Raw genomic sequence first — 19,264 nt, 5'->3', positions numbered from 1 at the left:
GGGAACCGGTCCGGCTTTCGACCATATCGGCGGCGGCGGGCCGCGCCGCACCAGAAATTCATCCCCTCCGCCCCGATCAAGCGCGCACGCTGCTCGACAGGATCTCCTCCACACGCGCGCTCATCGCCCGGCCCGCGGACCGCAGCGGCTCGGCCGAGCGCAGGGTGCGGCACAGGACGAACGCGCCTTCGAGGGCGCTGAGGATCGCCAGGATCAGGTCGTGGGCGGCGGCGGGCGGGACGCCGCGGCGGGTGAAGTATTCGGTGCCGTCGGTGATCCACGCGCCGATCACCTCGGCGGTCACCTCGCGCAGCGCGGGTTCGGCGTCGGCGATCTCGCCGGCGACGGTGCCGACCGGGCACATGTTGATCCAGCCGGTCTGCTCGATCTGTTCGGCCGCGGCGGTGAAGGCGGCGGGCACGGCCTCGCGCAAGTCGTCGTAGGGGTCCATGAGCAGCGGGATGAGCTGTCCGTAGGCCGCGCCGGAGGTACGCAGCGCGGCCTCGGCGAGCTGCGGTTTCCCCTCGGGGAAGTGGTGATAGAGCGACCCCATGGGCGCTTTCGCGGCGGCGGTGACCTGTTTGACGCTGGTGCCGCTGTAGCCGCGGGTGCGCAGCAGTTCGGCCATCGCCGTGACGAGGCGCTCGCGGGTGCTGATTGACATCTTCTCGGTCACCCCTCCAGACTAGAGCAAACACTCTAGAGCGATCGCTCGAAAGGGGCGCGCCATGCCGACGGTCGAACTTTCCGCGGGCCGGATGCACTACGCCGAACAGGGAGAAGGACCAGCCGTGGTCCTGCTGCACGGCCTGTTCATGAACCACACGGTCTGGGACGATGTCATCGACCTGCTGCCGGAGGGCTTCCGCTACCTCCGGCCCGATCTGCCGCTGGGCGCGCACCCGCTGCCCCTCGAACCGGGCACCGACCTGAGCCTGCGCGGCCTCAACGCGTTGATCGCCGAATTCCTCGCGGCGCTGGATCTCCGCGACGTCGTGCTGGTGCACAGCGACTGGGGCGGCGGACTGTTCCTCACCGCGTACGGCCTGGACGAACGCGTCGGCCGGCTGATCATCCTGCCCTGCGAGGCGTTCGACAACTTCCCGCCCGGCCTGCCGGGCAAGATGACCGCCCTCGCCACCTACACCCCCGGCGGAATCAGCGTGGCACTGTGGCAATTACGCATCGGCTGGCTGCGCCGGACGCCCCTGATGTTGGGCTGGATGGCCCGCCGCCCCCTCTCGGCCGACCTCGTACGCGGCTGGACCGAACCCGGCCTGCGCGACAAGCGCATCCGCCGAGACCTCCTCGCCTACACCAAGTCCCGCTTCGACAAGGCCGAACTCATCGCCAACACCGAAGCCCTCCAACACTTCTCCGGCGACTCCCTGGTCCTCTGGTCCTCCGCGGGCAAAGTCATGCCCCGCGACCACGGCCCCCGCCTCGCCACCCTCCTCCCCTCCTCCCGCCTCGTCGAAATAGACGACGCCTACGTGTTGTCGATGCTCGACCAACCCGAAGCGGTCGCCGACGCGATGTCAGCCTTCCTCACCGAAGCCCGCGCGGAGCGGGGGAACTGACCAATTGCGCCGGCCGGTCCGGATATCGCACGGACGCGTGCTCGGCGTCGCACCTCGCCCGGATCGACGGGTGTCGTAGACAGCCAGCCGCCCGGCCGAAGGAGATCGGCCGGGCAGCGACGGCTCAGCAACTCACACCCGCGACGGAACTGCCTCGGGCACAACATCTTCCACCGACTCCTTCAACCCGAACCGGTTGTGGAAGCGGCGCAGGGGGGCGGGGGCCCACCAGTTGGCGGAACCCGCGAGGCGCATGAGGGCGGGGACGAGGATGCCGCGGACGAGGGTGGCGTCGATGGCGACGGTGAGCGCCATGCCGATGCCCAGTTGCTGGAGGAAGGCGACGCCGCCGGTGGCGTACACCGCGAAGGAGGCGGCGAGGATGAGGGCGGCGGCGGTGATCAGCGGGGCCGAGCGGGCGATGCCGCGCGGGACGGAGCCGATCGGGTCGCCGGTGCGGTCGTAGTCCTCCTTGATGCGCGCCAGCAGGAACACCTCGTAGTCCATGGACAGGCCGTAGGCGATGCAGAACATGAGGATCGGGATGCTCGGTTCGATCACCCCGGTCGGCGTGAAGCCGAGAATCCCTGCGAGAGCGCCGTTCTGGAAGCCCCACACCAGCACGCCGAACATGATCGACATGGAGAGCAGGTTCAGCACCGACGCCTTGAGCGGCGCGAGCACGCTACCGGTCATCAAGAACAGCACCGCGAAGGTGACGAGCATGATGAGCGCCGCCACCAGGGGCAGTCGGTCGATCACACCGTCGCTGTAGTCGGCCAACTCGGCCGGGTACCCGCCGACCAGCACCTCGAAAGGCGCTTCCACCGACCGTATTTCGCGAACCAGCCCGTCGGGATCGGACGCGAGACGCTCACCGGTCGGCAGCACGCGCAACCACGTCGCCTCCCCGTCCGCGAAGCGACCCGGGTCGGCGGACACGGCGGACGCGCCCTCCCCGAACGTGCCGGCGGCCGAATCCACCCGCAGCACGCCGGGAATCGCGGCGAGGCGTTCGGCGTACGGCGCGATCGCTGCGCGCTCGGCGTAGGGCGAGACCACGTGCACGACGTCGGCCTCTTCGGTCTCGAAGTCGGCACGGATGGTGTCGTACAGGGCGCGCACCGGCTGTTCGGTGCCGACCACCCGGTCGTCCGGCGGGCCGAAGTTCACTCCCAGCGCGGGCGCGCCGAGCAGCAGCAGGACCAGCAGCGCCGAACCACCCGCCAGCACCGGCTTGCGCATCACCCACTCGGCCGTGCGATACCAAAAGCCTTGTTCCGGAGCGGGAATCGCCTTCTTCGGCAGCGCGCGGCGCCCGAGCAACATCAACGCCGCGGGCAGAATCACCACCGACCCCACCACCGCCGTCACCGCCACCGCGATACCCGCGTACGCGAACGACTGGAGGAACGGGAACGGGAACGCGAACAGCACGGCCAGACTGATCGCCACCGTCGACGCGCTGAACGCGATCGTGCGCCCCGCGCCCGCAACCGCCCGCCGCACCGCCGTGGGCACGTCGTGACCGGCCGTCAGCTCCTCGCGGAACCGGTAGATCATGAACAGCCCGTAGTCCACACCCAGCCCGATGCCCATGACCAGCGCGATGTTCGCGGCGAACGTCGACACGTCGGTGAACGTGCTCACCACACGCAGCGCGGCCAGCGTGCCGATCACACAGAACAGGCCGATGCCCACGGTCACCGCCGCCAGCGCCGCCCGGCGCAACACCAGGGCTAGCAGACCGAAAACCAGTGGCAGCACGATCAATTCGGCGCGGATGAAGTCGGCCGACGCCTGCGCGGCGACATCGCGGAACACCTCGTCCGCACCGCCGAGGGACAGCGTCACGGCCGGGTCGGCGAGCGCGTCTACGACATCGGCCTCGATGCCGGGCAGGATCTCCCCGCGCACGCGATCCGCGTCGCCGGGCACCCACGCCAGGACGAGCGCGCTGCTGAAATCCTTGGCCGCCAAGGTATCCGGCGCGCCTTCCGACCAGAACGACCAGGCGTCGCCCACGCCGGGGTACTCGGCGAGCGCGTCGGTGAGCCTGGTGCCGACGGCTTCGACATCGGCGGCGCGCACATCGCCGTCGGCGGCCGTGACGAGAACCGCGACGTTCGGCGCGCCCGTGTCGAACCGATCCGCGAGTTCGGCTGCGGCGGCCGCCGATTCGGCGTTCGGATTCTCGAATCTGTTCAGCGAGAGCGCGTTCATCGCACCGCTCGCCAACACGACGAGCAGCAGGAATGCCGCCAGCGCGGCGGCCAGTAGGGAGCGTGGTCGATGGGTGACGAACCGTCCGAGCATGGGCCGTTCCTCTGATAGTCTGCGACTTATACGAGCAACTACTCGTAAGTGCAGCCGAGAATACGAGTAATTGCTCGCATATTCAAGAGGAGGGGTGTTGGCCGAGGTGCGCCGCCAGGAACGCGGCCGCCGCCGCATCGAGCAGATCCTGCTCGCGACGGCGGAGGTCTTCGCCGAACGCGGCTACGAGAACGCGACCACCAACGCGATCGCGGCCGCCGCAGGCATCTCCCCCGGCTCGCTCTACCAGTACTTCCGCAACAAGGAGGAGCTGGCGGCCGCGCTCGCCGAGCTGTACCGGGAACGGCTCACCCAGTTCCGGGGCGCCTTCGAGGTCTCCGGCTCCGCCGACCTGGACGCGCTGCTCGACCACATCCTCGGCCCACTGGTCGAGTTCAACCTCGCCAACCCCGGGTTCAAGGCGTTGTTCGCCCGCACCGACATGCCCGCCGCCATGCGCGAGGCCGTCGCCCCCGCCCACCAGGCCATCCACCGCCAGGTGGAAACCCTGATCGGCGCGGTCTTCCCGGAACTCACCCCGGACGACCGCTCCCGCACCTCCGCCGTCGCCATCCAAACCCTGCGCGGCATGATGCCGATGATCGTCGACGCCCCCGAATCCGAGCGCCCCGCCATGGTCGCCGAACTCCGCCTCGTCCTGCGCTCCTACCTCCTGGCCCGCGCCGGCCGCTGACGCGCGTGCGGCCCCGCCCCGCGGACGGGGACGAGGCCGCACGCTCGCCTACCGAATGCTGGACCCGCGTTCCCGTCCGCGCGCACGACCGACGCTCCCACCCGAGCTGCGTTCCCACCGAGAACTGCCGGTCGGCGAGCACCTTGACCACCGCTTCGGCGAGTCCGGTCGCCGACGCGGGATTCTGCCCGGTGTGATGGCGCCCATAGGCGGGTCACGGCGTGATGGCGGGCTGGTGCCGTTTGAGCGCGTCCGTGATGGTCGCGGCGGCGTTGGCCAGATCGGTCCTACGCTTCAGCCGCGCGGTCTACCCGGCCAGGAACAGCGTGTTCAGCGGTGGCACCTCATCCGCGCCGTCCAGCCGCACCAATTCCCCGGCGGCGACGCGGCGGTGCGTGAGATAGTCGGCAACACCGACATCCCGTAGCCGTGCACGACCGCGGCCTCGACGGCCAGCAGATTCGGCAGGACCAGCGCGGGCTCGAGATCCGGCTGCTCACCGAAAATCGTTGTCCAGTAACGCCGCACGATCGGCAGGCTGCGGTGATAGGTCACGATCGGCAGCGTCGGGATCGCGTCGCGCTCGGCGGACGCCAGTCGCGGCGAGCAGACCAGCCAGAACTCCTCGTCCGCGACCGCCCACGCGGTGACGCCCTGCTCCCGCGGCCGCACGGTGGAGATGATCAGATCCAACCGTCCGGCGACCAGCTGGGTGATCAGTTCGCCCGCCACGTCGAACACCATCTCCAAGGCGGGCAGGCGGTGCCGCACGTCGGCGAGCGCCGGAATCAAGCAGCACGTGGTGAACTCGGCCGGCCCACCCACGTGCAGAACCGGCACCGCCTCGCCGGCCTCGACCTCGTCCAGGAAGAATCGGTCGGTGTGGTCGAGTTGGTCACCGAACGCGGCGGCCATCTCGTGCGCGTGCGGCGCCGCCGTGGTCCCGGCGGCGTTGCGCACGAACAGTTCCCGCCCGAGCTGCCGCTCCAGCGCCCCGATGTGATCGGTGACCGTCGGCCGAGTGATGGCCAGCGCCTTCGCGGCGGCCGTGAACGACCCGGTGCGGTACACCGCCAGGAACGTCCGCACACATCCAGCGAAGGCGCCTTTCCACCGGTCACCGAACCAGGGTTACCGAAGATCGGCCCAGCCCCTACGTCTCCCGGCTCGGGTGATACTCCTCCTCGGTGAGGCCGAAGGTCCAGGCGACGCCCACTCGCCCTGTGCGACTGCCAGATCGGCTACGTGCACCTCGAAACCTTGCCTCTCTACGACACTTTCGCCGGTGGCGTGCTCGAACGCATCCCCGCCGGATGGCCCGCGCCCGGCCCCGCCGCAGCACCGGGTTTCCCCCGGCGCGAGCTCATCATCACGGCGGATGGTCACGGCGGCGGACACCCCATATAGTCGGGCACATGCTTCTGCCGGATATGCGTCGCTCGCCCTCTTCCCCAGGCCGCACTCGCGCCTTCGTTCGCCGTGCGGCCGTCGCCGCGGCCGCCGTGCTGATCGCGGGTCCGCTCGCGGCGAGCGCGCACGCGGAGCCGGCGGGGCCGCAGCTGCCGGAGGAACTGGCCGCCGCGGTGCAGCGGGATCTGAAGATCTCGCCGCAGGAGTACGTGGACCGCGCCGGGGTGGCGCAGCAGGTGGCCGCCTTCGCCACCGACGCGCAGGCGAAGTTCCCGCAGGTCTTCGCGGGCGCCTGGCTGAACGAGGCGGGGCAGGGCGTGATCGCGCTGGCCAAGGGCGAGGGCGCCGACGCCGCGCGCGAGGCGGCGCAGGAGGCGGGCTTCACCGTCAATGAGGTCGCCAAGAGCGAGTCGGCGCTGCGCGAGGAGATCTCCGCGTTCTCGCAGTGGCTGGACGGGCAGCCCGAGTGGGTGTCGAAGCTGGTGCGCGGCGCGGTGATCGACACCGTGAACAACGCGATCGCGGTGCGCGTCGACCAGGCCGGTCTGCCGCTGCCGACCTTTATCGACCCGGCCCGTGTGATCGTGTCGGCGCCGCCGGTCACGGGCCAGCCCATCGCCGAGCCCCGCGAGATCGCCGAGGCGGGCACCGGCGCGCTGGTGGCGGGCCAGGCGTACGCGGCCGTGTCGGGTGATGTCTTCATGCGCTGCTCGCTGGGCTTCAACGGCACCGACGGCGCGGGCAACGTCGTGAACATCACCGCGGGCCACTGCAACCCCGAGGTTCCGGGCGCCGCCGGCGTGTTCGAGGTCTTCCCCGGCGACGAGATCGGCCAGCAGCTCGGCACCTTCCACAAGTCGGTGCTCGGCGCGCAGGACTACGCGATCGTGCGGGTCAATAACCAGTCGCGCCCGCGCTTCGAGAACAACCTGGTGGGCGTGCCCGGTCGCGCGCCGATCGCGCTGACCGGCACCGCCGTTCCCGTGGTGGGCGCGCCGGTCTGCAAGTCCGGCACCACCACCGGCTTCAGCTGCGGCGTGATCAACGCCGTCGACCAGACGGTGCTCGTGGGTGAGCGGGAGCAGACCCAGACCTTTTCCGCCAACATCTGCGGTCTGCGCGGCGACAGCGGCGGCCCGGTGATCACCGGCACCCTGGCCCTCGGCATCGCCAGCGCGTCCTCGGTCGCCGACGACCCGTTCTGCGAGTTCTCCAACTTCCTGGGCCTGCTCACCGGCAATGCCCCGCAGCTGTTCGCCCAGCCGCTGCACACGGTCCTCGCCGACAACCCCGGTCTGAGCGTCCGCACCAACTGACGCGAATCGCGCCGGAGGGAAGCGCCGGCACAGGTTCTTAATGGAACGGTCCGCACCAGCTGGTGCGGACCGTTCGCGTTTCGGGACGGGATCATGCCGACGGCCGCGCCGCTGATACCCGGCGTCGCGACCCCGCCTCAGCAGTAGATCGGCCCCGGCACCCCGCCGCCCGCCGCGATCGCGTCACCCGTGATCGCGACGCTGCGCGGCAACGCCAGGAACGTCACCCACATCCGCCACCTCCCCCGCGTCGATCACGCGGCGCACCGAGTTGCGCACCAGGTCGGCTTCGAGGTCGGCGACCGCGCGCCCGGTCGCCTCGGACTGGGGGGACAGGCGGGCGGTGAGCCGTTCGGTCCTGGTGAGCCCCGGGTGCACCACGGTCACGTTGACGCCCTTCGGGCCCAGCTCGTCGGCCAGGTTCTTCGTCAGCGCCGACACGCTGATATTGCGGATGGTCTGCGCGATCGAAGTGGTCCCTCCGCATTCGCTCCGGGCTGCACATCGGCGGTCCCCTCCGCATTCGCTCCGGGTTTCCGCTTGGCGAACCTGGGGTCGACCGTTTGGCCGAACCTTGGTCCCCGCCATGGTAGTTCCGTGCTCCCGCTTTGCGGACTTGGAAACCGCTTGGTTGAACCGTTGATCTCGACCTCGCGGCGGACGATGTCGTCGCTCGTCGCCGCCAGGTCCGCGCCCGGCCCCGCGCTCCACGGTGTCGCGGCGGAGTTCACCAGGATGTCCACGCCGCCCAGTTCGGCGACGGTGCGCTAGACCAGGGCGCGCACCTGCTCGTCGTCGCCGGTGTCGGTGGGCACCGGGATCACCCGCCGCCCGGTCTCCTCCGCGAGCGTCCGCGCGGCCGTCTCCAGCGTCTCGGCGGTGCGCGCGGCGAGGACCACGTCCACGCCCTCGTTCGCCGGCCCACGTGCCACGGCGTATCCGATGCCCCGGCTCCCGCCGGTCACGATCACCCGTTTGCCTTCCAGTCTCAGATCCACCGCCGCACGCTAACAAGATCGCGCACCGGAGTGAGCGATCCCGCTCGGCGCGATCCGAACTCGCCGACGCGGACGACACGCCCGCCGACCGAACCGATCACGAATCGAGAAGCGCAGGTAGACGGCGTGGCCGTACCGTTCCTCGCAGAAGATCCGTCGACGAGCCGGAGGGTCCGGCTCCCGCCGTACGGCGCGACGGTTCCGCACGAGGGAGGTAGCCGAGATGTCCCAGGGAAAGCTGTCGCTGTGGTTCCAGCGGACGATGAACACCCGCACGACCAAGCGCATCCGCCGCAAGGGCGGCAGGTACATGGGGATGGACATGTTCGTGCTGCACACCGAGGGCAGGCGCAGCGGACAGCCGCGCGAGACCCCGCTGTCCTGGTTCCCCGGGGACGAGGGCTCCTGGCTCGTCGTGGCCTCGGGCGGCGGCGACCGGAATCCGGACTGGTACGCCAACCTGCTGGCGCACCCCGACAAGGTCGCCGTCGAATCGCCCGAGATCGGCACGGTGCCGGTGACGCCGCGGCGGCTCGAGGGCGCCGACCGCGAGCAGGCCTGGAAGCGCGTCGTCGCGGCCCAGCCGCGCTACGAGAAGTATCAGCGCAAGGCCGACAAGCAGTACCCGCTGATCCTGCTCACCGCGCGCTAAGGTGGTCCCTCCGCCTTCGCTCCGGGCTGCACATTGGCGATTCCCTCCGCATTCGCTCCGGATCCCGCTTTGCGGACCTGGCGGTCGACCGCTTGGTTGAACCTTGGTCCCGCTTTGCGGACTTGGGGTCGCTCGTTGGTTGAAGCGTGGTCCCGGTTCGCGGACCTGGGTCGCCTGGTTGGTTGGAGCGTGGTCCGACGTATTCGCTTCGGGCTGCGCGGGGGTAGTGATGCCCGCGCCTGGGCGAGGGGATTGGGCGCGAGCAGGCCTGGGGCGCGTCGTCACCGCCCGGCCACGCTACGGGGAGTATTGGCACGTGAGGGACAAGGTGTAGTGGCTGGTCACTGCGCGCGGAGTGGTCCCTCCGCCTTCGCTCCGGGCTGCACATTGGCGGTCCCCTCCGGGATCCCGCTTTGCGGAGGTGGGGTCGCCCGCTTGGTTGAAGCGTGATCCCGATTTGCGGAACTGGGGTCGGGGCGCCAGCCCAGGGCGGGGGCGATGGATTCGACGGTGTCGTGCAGGATCTGTTCGTAGTCGGCGCGGTGGAATTCGTAGGGCGGTTCCAGTCGCAGTTCGGTGGTGCGGGTGAGGACCGGGTCGGTGCGCAGGCCGTCGAGGACCTCCTCCGAGGCGCCCACCAGGTCCGGGGCGAAGAGGATGCGCCGCTCGCCGCGCGGCGCGAGGGTTCGCTCGTGCCTGCTCGCGGCGTAGCGCTGGTAGCGGGCGCGGGTCACGCGATCCGCGCTGTCGTACGGCACGATCACCCGTCCGACGGCGACCCGCGCCGGGCGGGACGGGTCGACGAGTCGGCGGTACTCGTCGATCAGCGCCGACTGCGTGGTGCCGAAATCGTCGCTGTGCTCGCCGAACACGATATTGCCGCTGAGCAGGTTCAGGCCGTTCTCCCCGGCCCAGCGCACCGAGCGGGTGCTCCCGCCTCCGTACCAGAGGCGGTCGATGAGGCCGGGACTGTGCGGTTGCAGCCGGGGGCGCTGCGTGTTGCCGGGCGACTGGATCACCGTGTCCGGGTCGCCGAGGTAATCGCCGCGCAGGTTGTCGATCAGGCGGGCGATGCGTCCGTAGGAGCGGCCGACCCGACGCCGTGCTCCAGATGCCGCTGCCGGATCCACGCGCCGTCGAACCCGATGCGTTCACCGAACTCGAAGAGGTGGTCCCTCCGCCTTCGCTTCGGGCTGCACATCGGCGGTCCCCTCCGCATTCGCTTCGGGGTCCCGCTTTGCGGACTTGGGGTCGCCCGTTTGGTTGAGGGCGGGTGGTCCGGCCGCGTTTGCCACAAGTCGCCCATTCGCCGACTCGGGCAAGCCCGATTGGCGGGTTGTGGGCGTGAGTGATGAGGATTCGACAGGGTTGCGCTCAGAAGGAATGGATCTACCCCGGTTCCATTGCGCGCCGGCTGACTCCGGTTGTGCTCTCGCGGAGCCTTGTTGCCCCGGGCTGAGTTCCGTTGCGCACGGGCCGGGTCCGATCGCGCTAGGACCGGGTACCGTTGCGCGCTAACGGCTTCCGCTCATGATCGGGACCAGCCTGGCGAGCCCGTCCGCGCCGTGGCCCGCGTCCAGGGCTCGGCGGAACAGTTCGCCCGACGCGTCCAACACGCCGGTGTCGATGCCGTGCCGCGCGATCACGCCGCGCAGCGTGCTGAAGGCTTCGAACGCCGACGCCAGCGTGGTGTCGTCGCCGGGGTAGTCGCCGGCTTCGACCTGGCCGGCGATCTGCGCCATCAGATCCGGCAGCAGCGTCACCACCGCGGGCGCGAACGGGACGAGCTCGCTCCCCTTGATCCCCTCCGCCTCGGCCAGCGAGATGCCGAGCGAGACGCCGAGCAGCGAGAGCCAGAACACCGAGACCAGCGAGGCGTCGAACGCGGCGGCACGGCCGTGGTCCGCACCGAGGTAGGGCCGCTGTTCGGCGAGCGCCCGCAACGCCGGTTCCGCTGTGCGATAACCACTTTCGGAGCCGGAGAACAGCAGTAGCGCGTCCGGCGTCCCGATGCCCTGCGGAACCGCCATCACCGCGCCGTCCACGTACTCCGCACCCTGGCTCGTCGCCCACGCTGCCCGCGCCCGCGACTGGTCCGGCGTGGAGGACGTGAGGTTCACCAGCACCCGGCCCCGCAAGGACACCTCGCCCAACGCCGCAGCCACCGCCTCGTCGTTGAGCAGCGAGACGACCACCAGCGGCGCGGCGCCGACCGCCTCGGACACCGAGGGCGCGCGCGTCGCGCCGAGTTCGGCCAGGGCGTCCGCTTTCGCGGCGGTGCGGTTCCAGACGGTGGTCGGATGCCCGGCCGCCAGGAAGGCCCTCGCGATCGCCGAGCCCATCAGCCCGAGCCCCAGAACCGTGACGGGCGTGCGTGTTTCGCCGGACATCCGGCACCTCCTAATTGTTTGACGAATCTCCAACTATGATTGTTGTACGATCATCAAACTGTCAAGGGAGCAGAAAGAGGTGCCCGTGCCCGCCGAGTTGCCGCACCCGGAGACGGCCGACCTGGAGCTGGCGTCAGTCCTGCACGCGCTCTCCGACCCCGTCCGCCTCCAGCTCGTGGCGTGCCTGGCCTGCGACGAAGGCGAGAACTGCGGCGACCTCAGCCAGCACATCGCGCTGCACAAATCGACGCTCTCGCACCACTACCGGGTCCTGCGCGAAGCGGGGATCACCCGGACGACGATCCGAGGCCGCACCCGCGTGATGCGGCTGCGCTACGAGGACCTGCACGCGCGCTTCCCCGGCCTGCTGGACGTGGTGTTCCGCGGGCTGGTGGACATGATCGAGGAGCAGTGGGACGGGTCGGCCGAGGACCGGGAGAAGTTGCTGGCAGCCCTCCGGCGGCCGGTTGCCCCTGGCCGCTACTCGGGCGCGGCCGCGAAGTAGGCGGTACTGACGTCGACCACGGACGGGGGTGGGAAGTCGGGGTCGGCGGCGCCGAGGGGGCCCATGCGGACGCGCCAGGTGGGGGTGGATTTGTCGAGGGCGGTGCGGGCGGTGGAGGGTTGGAGGACGACGTCGCCGCCGGTGCAGGAGTAGGCGCCGACGAGTCCGTCGGAGCGGCCGCCCCAGGCGCCGCCGACTCGGATTCGGCACTGGCGGCCGTCGGCCAGCTCGATGGCCCAGGGTTCGGGGGAGTCGGTGCGGCCGATGGGTTCGAGGGGGCCGGCCAGGGTGTAGCGGCGCAGTTCTCGGCGCCACGGATCGTTGGCGCACAGAAGTTCGGTGCCCGAGGGCCAGCAGACGTCGGCTGCGTCGGCGGAGGCGCCGCAGTGGTAGATACCCGGGGTGTCGGCGGAGCGGCTGGGAGTGGCGTCACGACAGTCGAGTTCACCGAAGGAGTCGGGGGTGATCACCGAGAATCCGTCGCGTGGCGCGCCGGACGCGTCGACTGCGATCAGAGAGAAGACCTCGGTGGCGGCGACTTCGCTGGTGGTCGCCGACGGGTCGGCAGTCGCCGTCGGATCGTCGCTGGTCGCCGTGGCGGCCTCAGTAGGCACGGGCGCGGATTCCTGGGGCGCCGTGTCGTCGGGCTGGTCGGTACAGCTCGCCAGCACCAGCACCACACCCGCCAACAAGATCGGCCAGCGACGCCGCCGTTCGAACGTCACCGAAGTCCGGCGACGTTCGGCGTCCCGTTGGGCCACAGCAGATCGAACGGTCTTCGGCGACATCAGCTTTCACCCTTTCGTGACGAATCCCTCCGCGACCAGCCAGTCCCGCGCCACGTCGGCGGGTTCGCGCCCGTCGACGTCGACCTGGCGGTTGAGTTCGGTGATGGCCGGATTGGTGAGCAGGGCCGAGATGGGCTCCATGACGCGGATGACGGCCGGATGGGCCTCGGCGAAATCGCGCCGCATCACCAGCGCCGCATTGTATTTGGGGAAGAACCGCTGATCGTCCTCGAGCAGGAGCAGACCCAGCGCGGGGATGCGGCCGTCGGTGGCGGCCACCGATCCGAAGCGGCACTGGCGCCCGTCGGAGACGGAGGTGTAGACCAAGGCGTCCTGGACGATCCGCTTCTCGACCGCGCCGTCATCGATGCCGTACTTGCGCGCCATTCCGGGGAAACCGTCTTGGCGCACATTGAATTCGGTGCCCACGCAGGTCGCCGCGAGCCCGGGGTCGGTGGCGACCAGGCGCGCGTAGTCCGAGAGCGTGCGCACCCCGGTCTCGGCGGCGGTGGCCTCGTTGGTGACCAGCGCGTAGGTGTTGTTCATGGGAGCCATTGCCGCCCAGACCATGTCGTGCCCGGTCAGGTCCGCCTCGGCCACAGCGTCGAACTGGCCCTGCTCGTCGGGCACCGGCGTCTCGTTGCCGAGGTAGTTCATCCAGCCGGTGCCGGTGTAGTCGTAGGCGATATCGATCTGGCCGTGCAACTGGGCGTCGCGCAAACTGTTGGAGCCCTGGATGTTCGTGAGGTCCCGCACGTCGGCGCCCGCGGCGACCAGCGCGAATTCGATGAGGTACCCGAGCACGTTCTGTTCGGTGAAGTCCTTGGACCCCACCGTGATCGCCACACCCTCCAGCTCGGGCACGGGCTGGATACTGCCCGGCCCCACCCGCAACGGCACCGACGAACCGGCTTCCAACCCGCACCCGGCCACCACCAGCAGCGCGACCAGGCACAGACTCCGGAGCGCGGCGACCACCGGGCGGGCACTCATTTCAGCCCCCGCGGCCCGAGGAACTCCTCGGCCAGCGCGCCGAGCCAGTCCACCAGCAGCGCCAGCGCCACGGCCAGCACCGCGCCGACGACCAGGGTCACGTTGTCGCGCAACTTGTATCCGGTGTCGATGAGGATGCCGAGCCCGCCCGCGCTCACCAGGAACGAGAGCGTGGCGGTGCCGACGGCGAGCACGAGCGAGGTGCGCAGGCCCGCCAAGATATAGGGGATCGCGAGCGGGAATTCGATGCGCCGCAACACCGTCAGCGTCGACATGCCCTGCCCGCGCCCCGCGTCGATGAGCGTCCGGTCCACCTGCTGGTAGCCCAGAATCGTGTTGCGCAACACCGGAAGCAGCGAATAGAACGCGATCGGCGCGACACCGATCCAGAAGCCGGTGGTCCTGGTGACCAGGTAGAACAACACGATCAGACCGATGGCGGGCGCGGCCGCGCCGATATTGGCGATGCCGACGAACAGCGGCGCGAGCTTGCGATAGCGCGGGCGCGACAGCAGCGTGCCGAGCGGCACCGCCACCGCCACCACGATCAGCACCACCGTCGCGGTGATCAGCACGTGCTGCCAGGTGACCGTGACGAGGTTCGAGGCGTTCAGGCTGGCCTGCTGCGTGATCGTCAGCTCGCGGTTGAACGCCCAGATCAGCACGCCCGCCGCGAGAATCAGGACGATGGCGGGCTGCACCAGCAGGCGCAGGCGCTCGGACCGCCGTTCCGCGGACGGGGAGGCGGTGCGAGCCGGGGCGGTGATCGCGGTCATGCCGGACCCTCGTCGCGGTGGACCGGATTCGCCGCGCCTACCGCACCGGAAGGCGAATCCTCCTCTGCCGCACCGTTCGGCGCGTGTTCGGCGCGCATTGCCGACAAGTGCCCCACCAGCGTGTCGATGGTGATCAACCCCGCGTACTCACCGCGCCGCCCCGTCACCACCGCCGTCGCCGTGCTCTCCGCGAGCAGCGCCTCGAGCGCGTCCTGCAACGTCGATTGCAGCGACACCATCTCGCCCACCGCGCTTCCCACCGTGCGCAGCGAATCCGCGTGCGCGAGATGCGGAGTCGACACCCAGCGCACCGGGCGCTGCCTGCCGTCCAGGATCAGCGCCCACGGCCAGTCGGCGCCGTCGAGCGCGCGGCGCAGGTCGTCCACCGGGTCGTCCTCGGCGGCGGTCGGGCAGTTCCCCAGCTCGACGTCGCGCACGCGGGTGAGGGTGAGCTGCTTCAGCGACGCGTCGGCGCCGACGAAACCGGCGACCGTGTCGTCGGCCGGGTCCGCCAGGATCGCGGCGGGTGTGTCGTATTGGAGGATGCGGGACTGGTTGCCCAGCACCGCGATTCGATCGCCGAGCTTGACCGCCTCGTTGAAATCGTGGGTGACGAACACGATCGTCTTGCGCAGCTCCGACTGCAATCGCATCAGCTCGTCCTGCAACAACCCGCGCGTGATCGGGTCCACCGCGCCGAACGGCTCGTCCATCAGCAACACGGGCGGGTCGGCCGCCAGCGCACGCGCCACCCCCACGCGCTGCTGCTGTCCGCCGGAGAGCTGGCGCGGGTAGCGATTCCGATAGGTGCCGGGATCGAGTCCCACCAGTTCGAGCATTTCGTCGACACGCTCGGTGATCCGCTTGCGGTCCCAGCCGATCAGGCCGGGCACGGTCGCCACGTTCTTCGCGACCGTCATGTGCGGGAACAACCCCGCCTGCTGGATGGAATAGCCGATGCCGCGGCGCAATTCGTCGGGATCGATGGACAGCGCGTCCTTGCCGCCGATGGTGATCGTGCCCGAGGTGGGCTCGATCAGGCGGTTGATCATCCGCATGGTGGTGGTCTTGCCGCAGCCCGACGGGCCGACCAGCACCACGATCTCGCCGGCGGGGATCGTCATGCTGACGTTGTCGACCGCCGGATCGCGCTGGTCGCCATAGCGTTTGGTGACCGCGTCGAGGACGATCTCGACACCGGACACGGGTTCGGAGTCAGACACGGATCCCTTTCGACGTAGTGAGCCTGCCGAGGAGCAGCAGCAGGCCGTCCAGCGCCAGCGCCAGCACCACGATGAGCACGGTGCCGGTGAGGGCCTGCGGTACGGCGTTCGGCGTGCCGAGGCGGGTCAGGCCGGAGAAGATCAGGTTGCCCAGGCCCGGCCCCTTCGCGTAGGCGGCGATGGCGAGGATGCCCATCAACATCTGGGTGCTGATCCGGATGCCGGTGAGGATCGCGGGCCAGGCCAGCGGCAGTTCGATGCGCGCGAGCACGCCCAGCTTGTTCATCCCGACGCCGCGCGCCGCATCGGTGATGGCCGGATCGACCGCCGACAGCCCGACGATGGTGTTGCGCAGGATCGGCAGCAGCGCGTACAGGACCATCGCGGTGATGGTGGGCGCCACGCCCAGCCCGAGCAGCGGGATCAGCAAGCCCAGCAGGGCGAACGACGGGATCGTCAGGATCGTGCTGGCGGCCGCCGTGGCCACCGACGCCCCCAGCGGACTCCGGTAGACCAGCACCCCGATCACCACCGCGACGATCGCGCCCAGCACCACCGACTGCACGACCGCCGAAACATGCAGGTAGGAGTCGGTGAGCAGCTGATGCCGCCGATTCACCACGAACGTCCACAGTGCGTCCAGTGTCTCCGCCTCCCCGGTAACCGGCCCCGGAGATCATGTGTACCCCATCACCCCGCCGCGAAACGCCGTTTGGCGGATGTCGGCGAGCCGAGCGCGCTCAGCGCGACCGGTTTTCGCCGGACTACCGCGCGGCGCACCTTCACCGATCGGGCCAGTGCGGTGAACGTCCGTACAGCGCCAGCGTGGTCTCCCAGGCGGTCGCGCCCGGCGGAGGGTCGCGCGCGGGGCGAAGTGGGCGCCCGGCTCGGCGCGGTCGGCGCCGTCGTGCCCACCACGCCCCAGCGGCCGCCGCCGTGAAGCCGAGATTCTGGACCGTCATGTGATCTAGCAGGGCGGCGAGATCCCAGCCCGCACGCAGCGTGGGCACGGCGACGACGAGCCGGTGCGCACCCAAGCGGCGCTCGCCGAGGCCATCGGCGCCGACAAGTCGCGCCTGATCCCGATCCTCGACGACCTCCAGGACCGCGAACTGATCGCCCGCCACCCCGATCCCGCCGACCGCCGCGTGCGGCTCGTGGAGATCACCGAGGAGGGCAAGCGGGTGCGCGACCGCGTCCAGGGCGCGATCCACGCGGCGGAGGACCGGCTGCTCGGCCGGTTGCCGAAGGCGGATCGCGAGGCGCTCGTGCGGTCGCTCACGGCGCTCACCCGAGCCGCGACCCGACGCGACGACGCGGGCTGAGACCGAACTCCTCCGAGGCCGTGGCGCGGCAGATGACCAGGTCGCAGCCACACCGTTCACCGGCCGTCGGCGATCGACCGGCGCGGACTTGACCTCAACATACATTGAGGTTGCAAGGTGGTCTCCAGCCGCTCGGACATCCCGGCGGCCGAATCGAGGGAGAACCATGACCACCGCGACCGAACATCCGCTGCGTATCGCCGTCATCGTGGGCAGTACACGGGAGGGTCGATTCGGTCCCACCATCGCCGACTGGTTCGTGCGCCGGGCCCGCCGCCGCGACGGACTACAGATCGACATCGTCGACGCCAGGGACACCGAGCACGCCGGCACCCTCGCCGACGCGGACGGATTCGCCGTCGTCACACCGGAGTACAACCACAGCTACCCGGGCGGTTTGAAGAACCTGATCGACAGCCACGACAAGGAGTGGCACGCCAAACCGGTCGCCTTCGTGGCGTACGGCGGGCTGTCCGGCGGACTGCGCGCGGTGGAGCACCTGCGCCCGGTCTTCGCCGAACTGCACGCCGTGACCGTGCGTGACACCGTGAGCTTCCACAATCCCTGGGGCCGCTTCGACGACAGCGGCGAACTCATCGAACCCGCCGCCGCCGAGACCGCGGCCGAAACGCTGCTGGACCAACTGATCTGGTGGGCCGAGACCTTGCGCGACGCCCGCGCGACCCGCCCGTACGGGAAGTGACCCGAGATGACCACGACGATTCCCGACACGGCACGGCCGGTGCGCGACCCGATGCGGATCGCCTTGGTGCTGGTCGCCGGATTGGTGATGGCGACGCTCGACCAGACGGTGGTGAACGTCGCGATCAACCGGCTCTCGCTCGATTTCGACGCCGCGCTGGGGACGATCCAGTGGGCCGTCACCGGCTATTCGCTGGCCCTGGGCGCGATCGTCCCCACGTCGGCCTGGTTGGTCGGCCGGTTCGGCGCCAAACGGCTCTACCTGACCTCCGTCGCGATGTTCGCGCTCGGTTCCGTGCTGGTGGGCTCGGCGTGGAATGTGGAGTCGCTCATCGCCTTCCGCGTGATCCAGGGACTGAGCGGCGGGCTGCTGATGCCCGTGGGCATAACGATCCTGTTGCGCGCCGCGGGGCCCGAGCGGCTCGGCAGACTGATGAGCACGCTGGGGCTGGCGATCCTGGTGGGGCCATTGCTCGGGCCCGTCATCGGCGGCTACTTCATCGACGAATTGTCCTGGCGGTGGATGTTTTTCATCAACCTGCCGCTGGGCGCGCTGGTGCTGATCCTGGCCGCGCGCGTGCTACCCGACGACGTGCGGGAAGTTCCGCGCGCCTTGGACGTTCGCGGACTGCTGCTGATGTCCCCCGGCCTGGCCCTGCTCATCTACGGGGTCACCGCGGCGGGTGAGCGGGGCGGGTTCACCGAGCCCGCCGTCCTCGGGCCGCTGGTGGTGGGCGTCGCGCTGATCGTCGCGTTCGTCCGCCGCGCGCTGCGGGTGCCCGAACCGCTGCTGGACCTGAAGGTGCTCACCCACCGGACAACCGGCCTCTCGGCGGTGCTGCTGGCGCTCTTCGCGGCCGGATACTTCGGCTCGATGCTGTTGCTGCCCTTGTACTTCCAAGTGGTGCGCGGCGAAACCGCGCTGATGGCGGGGGCTTTGGGCGTGCCGTTCGCGCTGGCGTCGGGTGCGACCATGCAGGTCGCGGGGCGGCTCATCGACCGCATTCCGCCGGGCCGGTACCTGCCCGTCTCGATCACGGTCGCGCTGACCGGATTCGTGCTGTTCGTCGTGCAGCTCGACGCGGACGCCCCGTACTGGGCGCTCGGCGCGACGATGCTGCTGATGGGCGCGGGCGGCGGCGGCACGATGATGCCCGTCATCACGACCGCCACCCGGGCGCTGACCCGCGACCAGCAGGCGGCCGGATCGACCACCGTCAACATGATCAGCACGACGGCGATGGCGATCGGCATCGCGGTGTCCTCGGTGGTGCTTGGCTGGCTGCTGCCGGTCGCGGGCGGCCTCCAGGAGATCCACGCCATGAGCGCCGCCGAACACGCCGCCGTGGCGCCCGACCTGGCCACCGCGTTCCGGCAGACCTATCTGGTCGCCCCGGCGCTGATGGCGCTGGCGCTGATCCCGGCGTTCCTGTTGCCCCGCCGAAAGGAGGCCCAGGTCGCGTGACCCGGGCTCTCACCCGGAGGCGAGACCTGCCCGGAAGCCGATGTCGTGCCGGGAATACCGTTCCGGACCGAAGCCATCGTGCGCGCCGCCTGGCAGACCTAGCGGCACTACGAAGTGCCGCACAGGGTCAA

18 protein-coding genes and 1 pseudogene are annotated in these 19,264 nt (G+C 70.1%); 8 read left to right on the top strand and 11 right to left on the bottom strand.

The window, feature by feature from the left end; translation table 11 throughout:
* Window positions 1-76 precede the first annotated feature (76 nt).
* Window positions 77-676 carry a TetR/AcrR family transcriptional regulator gene (locus tag DFR74_RS31820; RefSeq protein ID WP_232331895.1) on the bottom strand — a complete coding sequence of 200 codons (600 nt, stop codon included), beginning with the start codon at window positions 674-676 and terminating at the stop codon, window positions 77-79.
* Between the two features lie 52 nt (window positions 677-728).
* Between DFR74_RS31820 and DFR74_RS31815 the strand changes: the two genes are divergently transcribed.
* Window positions 729-1,580 carry an alpha/beta fold hydrolase gene (locus tag DFR74_RS31815; RefSeq protein WP_067513657.1) on the top strand — a complete coding sequence of 284 codons (852 nt, stop codon included), beginning with the start codon at window positions 729-731 and terminating at the stop codon, window positions 1,578-1,580.
* Between the two features lie 132 nt (window positions 1,581-1,712).
* Here DFR74_RS31815 and DFR74_RS31810 read toward each other — a convergent pair whose 3' ends face one another.
* Window positions 1,713-3,896 (bottom strand): MMPL family transporter, encoded by a 2,184-nt coding sequence (locus DFR74_RS31810; protein ID WP_067513658.1) that lies wholly within the window; start codon window positions 3,894-3,896, stop codon window positions 1,713-1,715.
* A gap of 106 nt (window positions 3,897-4,002) precedes the next feature.
* Between DFR74_RS31810 and DFR74_RS31805 the strand changes: the two genes are divergently transcribed.
* A complete protein-coding gene (locus DFR74_RS31805) occupies window positions 4,003-4,590 on the top strand; it encodes a TetR/AcrR family transcriptional regulator (protein ID WP_232331899.1) in 588 nt (195 codons plus the stop codon).
* A gap of 330 nt (window positions 4,591-4,920) precedes the next feature.
* Here the strand turns inward: DFR74_RS31805 and DFR74_RS31800 are convergent, their stop codons facing one another.
* Window positions 4,921-5,679, bottom strand: coding sequence for a LysR family transcriptional regulator (locus tag DFR74_RS31800; RefSeq protein ID WP_067513660.1), 759 nt, complete (start codon window positions 5,677-5,679; stop codon window positions 4,921-4,923).
* 326 nt (window positions 5,680-6,005) lie between these two features.
* Between DFR74_RS31800 and DFR74_RS31790 the strand changes: the two genes are divergently transcribed.
* A complete protein-coding gene (locus DFR74_RS31790) occupies window positions 6,006-7,316 on the top strand; it encodes a S1 family peptidase (protein WP_067513661.1) in 1,311 nt (436 codons plus the stop codon).
* Between the two features lie 137 nt (window positions 7,317-7,453).
* Here the strand turns inward: DFR74_RS31790 and DFR74_RS38175 are convergent.
* A pseudogene (locus DFR74_RS38175) lies at window positions 7,454-8,314 on the bottom strand (SDR family NAD(P)-dependent oxidoreductase).
* A gap of 223 nt (window positions 8,315-8,537) precedes the next feature.
* Here DFR74_RS38175 and DFR74_RS31775 point away from each other — a divergent pair.
* Complete coding sequence (locus DFR74_RS31775) at window positions 8,538-8,966, top strand: nitroreductase family deazaflavin-dependent oxidoreductase (protein ID WP_067513662.1); 429 nt, start codon at window positions 8,538-8,540, stop codon at window positions 8,964-8,966.
* Window positions 8,967-9,307: 341 nt separating this feature from the next.
* Here DFR74_RS31775 and DFR74_RS31770 read toward each other — a convergent pair whose 3' ends face one another.
* Together DFR74_RS31770 and DFR74_RS31765 are read right to left on the bottom strand one after the other, a co-directional pair.
* Window positions 9,308-10,096, bottom strand: coding sequence for a hypothetical protein (locus DFR74_RS31770; RefSeq protein WP_232331896.1), 789 nt, complete (start codon window positions 10,094-10,096; stop codon window positions 9,308-9,310).
* A 384-nt stretch (window positions 10,097-10,480) separates the two neighbouring features.
* Window positions 10,481-11,356 (bottom strand): NAD(P)-dependent oxidoreductase, encoded by an 876-nt coding sequence (locus DFR74_RS31765; RefSeq protein ID WP_067513663.1) that lies wholly within the window; start codon window positions 11,354-11,356, stop codon window positions 10,481-10,483.
* Window positions 11,357-11,441: 85 nt separating this feature from the next.
* On the opposite strand from DFR74_RS31765, the gene DFR74_RS31760 reads away from it, so the two are divergent.
* Entirely contained in the window at window positions 11,442-11,861 is a 420-nt protein-coding gene (locus tag DFR74_RS31760; RefSeq protein WP_084538125.1) for an ArsR/SmtB family transcription factor, read from the top strand.
* On the opposite strand, the gene DFR74_RS31755 is transcribed toward DFR74_RS31760, so the two are convergent.
* The 5 genes from DFR74_RS31755 to DFR74_RS31735 are packed head-to-tail and all read right to left on the bottom strand — an operon-like array spanning window position 11,837 to window position 16,284.
* Entirely contained in the window at window positions 11,837-12,649 is an 813-nt protein-coding gene (locus tag DFR74_RS31755) for a hypothetical protein (RefSeq protein WP_232331897.1), read from the bottom strand. The genes DFR74_RS31760 and DFR74_RS31755 overlap by 25 nt on opposite strands.
* Window positions 12,650-12,655: 6 nt before the next feature.
* Complete coding sequence (locus DFR74_RS31750) at window positions 12,656-13,642, bottom strand: glycine betaine ABC transporter substrate-binding protein (protein ID WP_067513665.1); 987 nt, start codon at window positions 13,640-13,642, stop codon at window positions 12,656-12,658.
* Complete coding sequence (locus DFR74_RS31745) at window positions 13,639-14,418, bottom strand: ABC transporter permease (RefSeq protein ID WP_067513671.1); 780 nt, start codon at window positions 14,416-14,418, stop codon at window positions 13,639-13,641. Before DFR74_RS31745 ends, DFR74_RS31750 begins: the two co-directional genes overlap by 4 nt.
* A complete protein-coding gene (locus DFR74_RS31740; RefSeq protein ID WP_067513678.1) occupies window positions 14,415-15,641 on the bottom strand; it encodes an ABC transporter ATP-binding protein in 1,227 nt (408 codons plus the stop codon). Before DFR74_RS31740 ends, DFR74_RS31745 begins: the two co-directional genes overlap by 4 nt.
* Window positions 15,634-16,284: an ABC transporter permease gene (locus tag DFR74_RS31735; RefSeq protein ID WP_067513681.1), complete on the bottom strand. Its 651-nt coding sequence runs from the start codon at window positions 16,282-16,284 to the stop codon at window positions 15,634-15,636. The genes DFR74_RS31740 and DFR74_RS31735 overlap by 8 nt, the downstream gene beginning before the upstream one ends.
* A gap of 382 nt (window positions 16,285-16,666) precedes the next feature.
* Here DFR74_RS31735 and DFR74_RS31730 point away from each other — a divergent pair, with 382 nt between their 5' ends.
* The 3 genes from DFR74_RS31730 (at window position 16,667) to DFR74_RS31720 (ending at window position 19,133) form a co-directional block, all read left to right on the top strand.
* Window positions 16,667-16,966 carry a MarR family winged helix-turn-helix transcriptional regulator gene (locus DFR74_RS31730; RefSeq protein WP_067513683.1) on the top strand — a complete coding sequence of 100 codons (300 nt, stop codon included), beginning with the start codon at window positions 16,667-16,669 and terminating at the stop codon, window positions 16,964-16,966.
* Between the two features lie 166 nt (window positions 16,967-17,132).
* Window positions 17,133-17,669 (top strand): NADPH-dependent FMN reductase, encoded by a 537-nt coding sequence (locus DFR74_RS31725; RefSeq protein WP_067513684.1) that lies wholly within the window; start codon window positions 17,133-17,135, stop codon window positions 17,667-17,669.
* Window positions 17,670-17,675: 6 nt separating this feature from the next.
* Window positions 17,676-19,133 carry a DHA2 family efflux MFS transporter permease subunit gene (locus DFR74_RS31720; protein ID WP_067513688.1) on the top strand — a complete coding sequence of 486 codons (1,458 nt, stop codon included), beginning with the start codon at window positions 17,676-17,678 and terminating at the stop codon, window positions 19,131-19,133.
* Window positions 19,134-19,264: the final 131 nt, after the last annotated feature.

This window comes from Nocardia puris (assembly GCF_003315035.1).
Classification (GTDB): Bacteria; Actinomycetota; Actinomycetes; order Mycobacteriales; family Mycobacteriaceae; genus Nocardia; species Nocardia puris.
The sequence above is the reverse complement of the archived record's forward strand: the minus strand, read 5'-3'. Positions and strand labels throughout refer to the sequence as shown.

What these genes read in the sequence shown, in the direction of transcription:
- DFR74_RS31765 (WP_067513663.1), bottom strand. Translation starts at nt 11,356, where the DNA reads ATGTCCGGCGAAACACGCACGCCCGTCACGGTTCTGGGGCTCGGGCTG.
- DFR74_RS31720 (WP_067513688.1), top strand. Translation starts at nt 17,676, where the DNA reads ATGACCACGACGATTCCCGACACGGCACGGCCGGTGCGCGACCCGATG.
- DFR74_RS31745 (WP_067513671.1), bottom strand. Translation starts at nt 14,418, where the DNA reads ATGACCGCGATCACCGCCCCGGCTCGCACCGCCTCCCCGTCCGCGGAA.
- DFR74_RS31775 (WP_067513662.1), top strand. Translation starts at nt 8,538, where the DNA reads ATGTCCCAGGGAAAGCTGTCGCTGTGGTTCCAGCGGACGATGAACACC.
- DFR74_RS31815 (WP_067513657.1), top strand. Translation starts at nt 729, where the DNA reads ATGCCGACGGTCGAACTTTCCGCGGGCCGGATGCACTACGCCGAACAG.
- DFR74_RS31790 (WP_067513661.1), top strand. Translation starts at nt 6,006, where the DNA reads ATGCTTCTGCCGGATATGCGTCGCTCGCCCTCTTCCCCAGGCCGCACT.
- DFR74_RS31725 (WP_067513684.1), top strand. Translation starts at nt 17,133, where the DNA reads ATGACCACCGCGACCGAACATCCGCTGCGTATCGCCGTCATCGTGGGC.
- DFR74_RS31810 (WP_067513658.1), bottom strand. Translation starts at nt 3,896, where the DNA reads ATGCTCGGACGGTTCGTCACCCATCGACCACGCTCCCTACTGGCCGCC.
- DFR74_RS31755 (WP_232331897.1), bottom strand. Translation starts at nt 12,649, where the DNA reads ATGTCGCCGAAGACCGTTCGATCTGCTGTGGCCCAACGGGACGCCGAA.
- DFR74_RS31750 (WP_067513665.1), bottom strand. Translation starts at nt 13,642, where the DNA reads ATGAGTGCCCGCCCGGTGGTCGCCGCGCTCCGGAGTCTGTGCCTGGTC.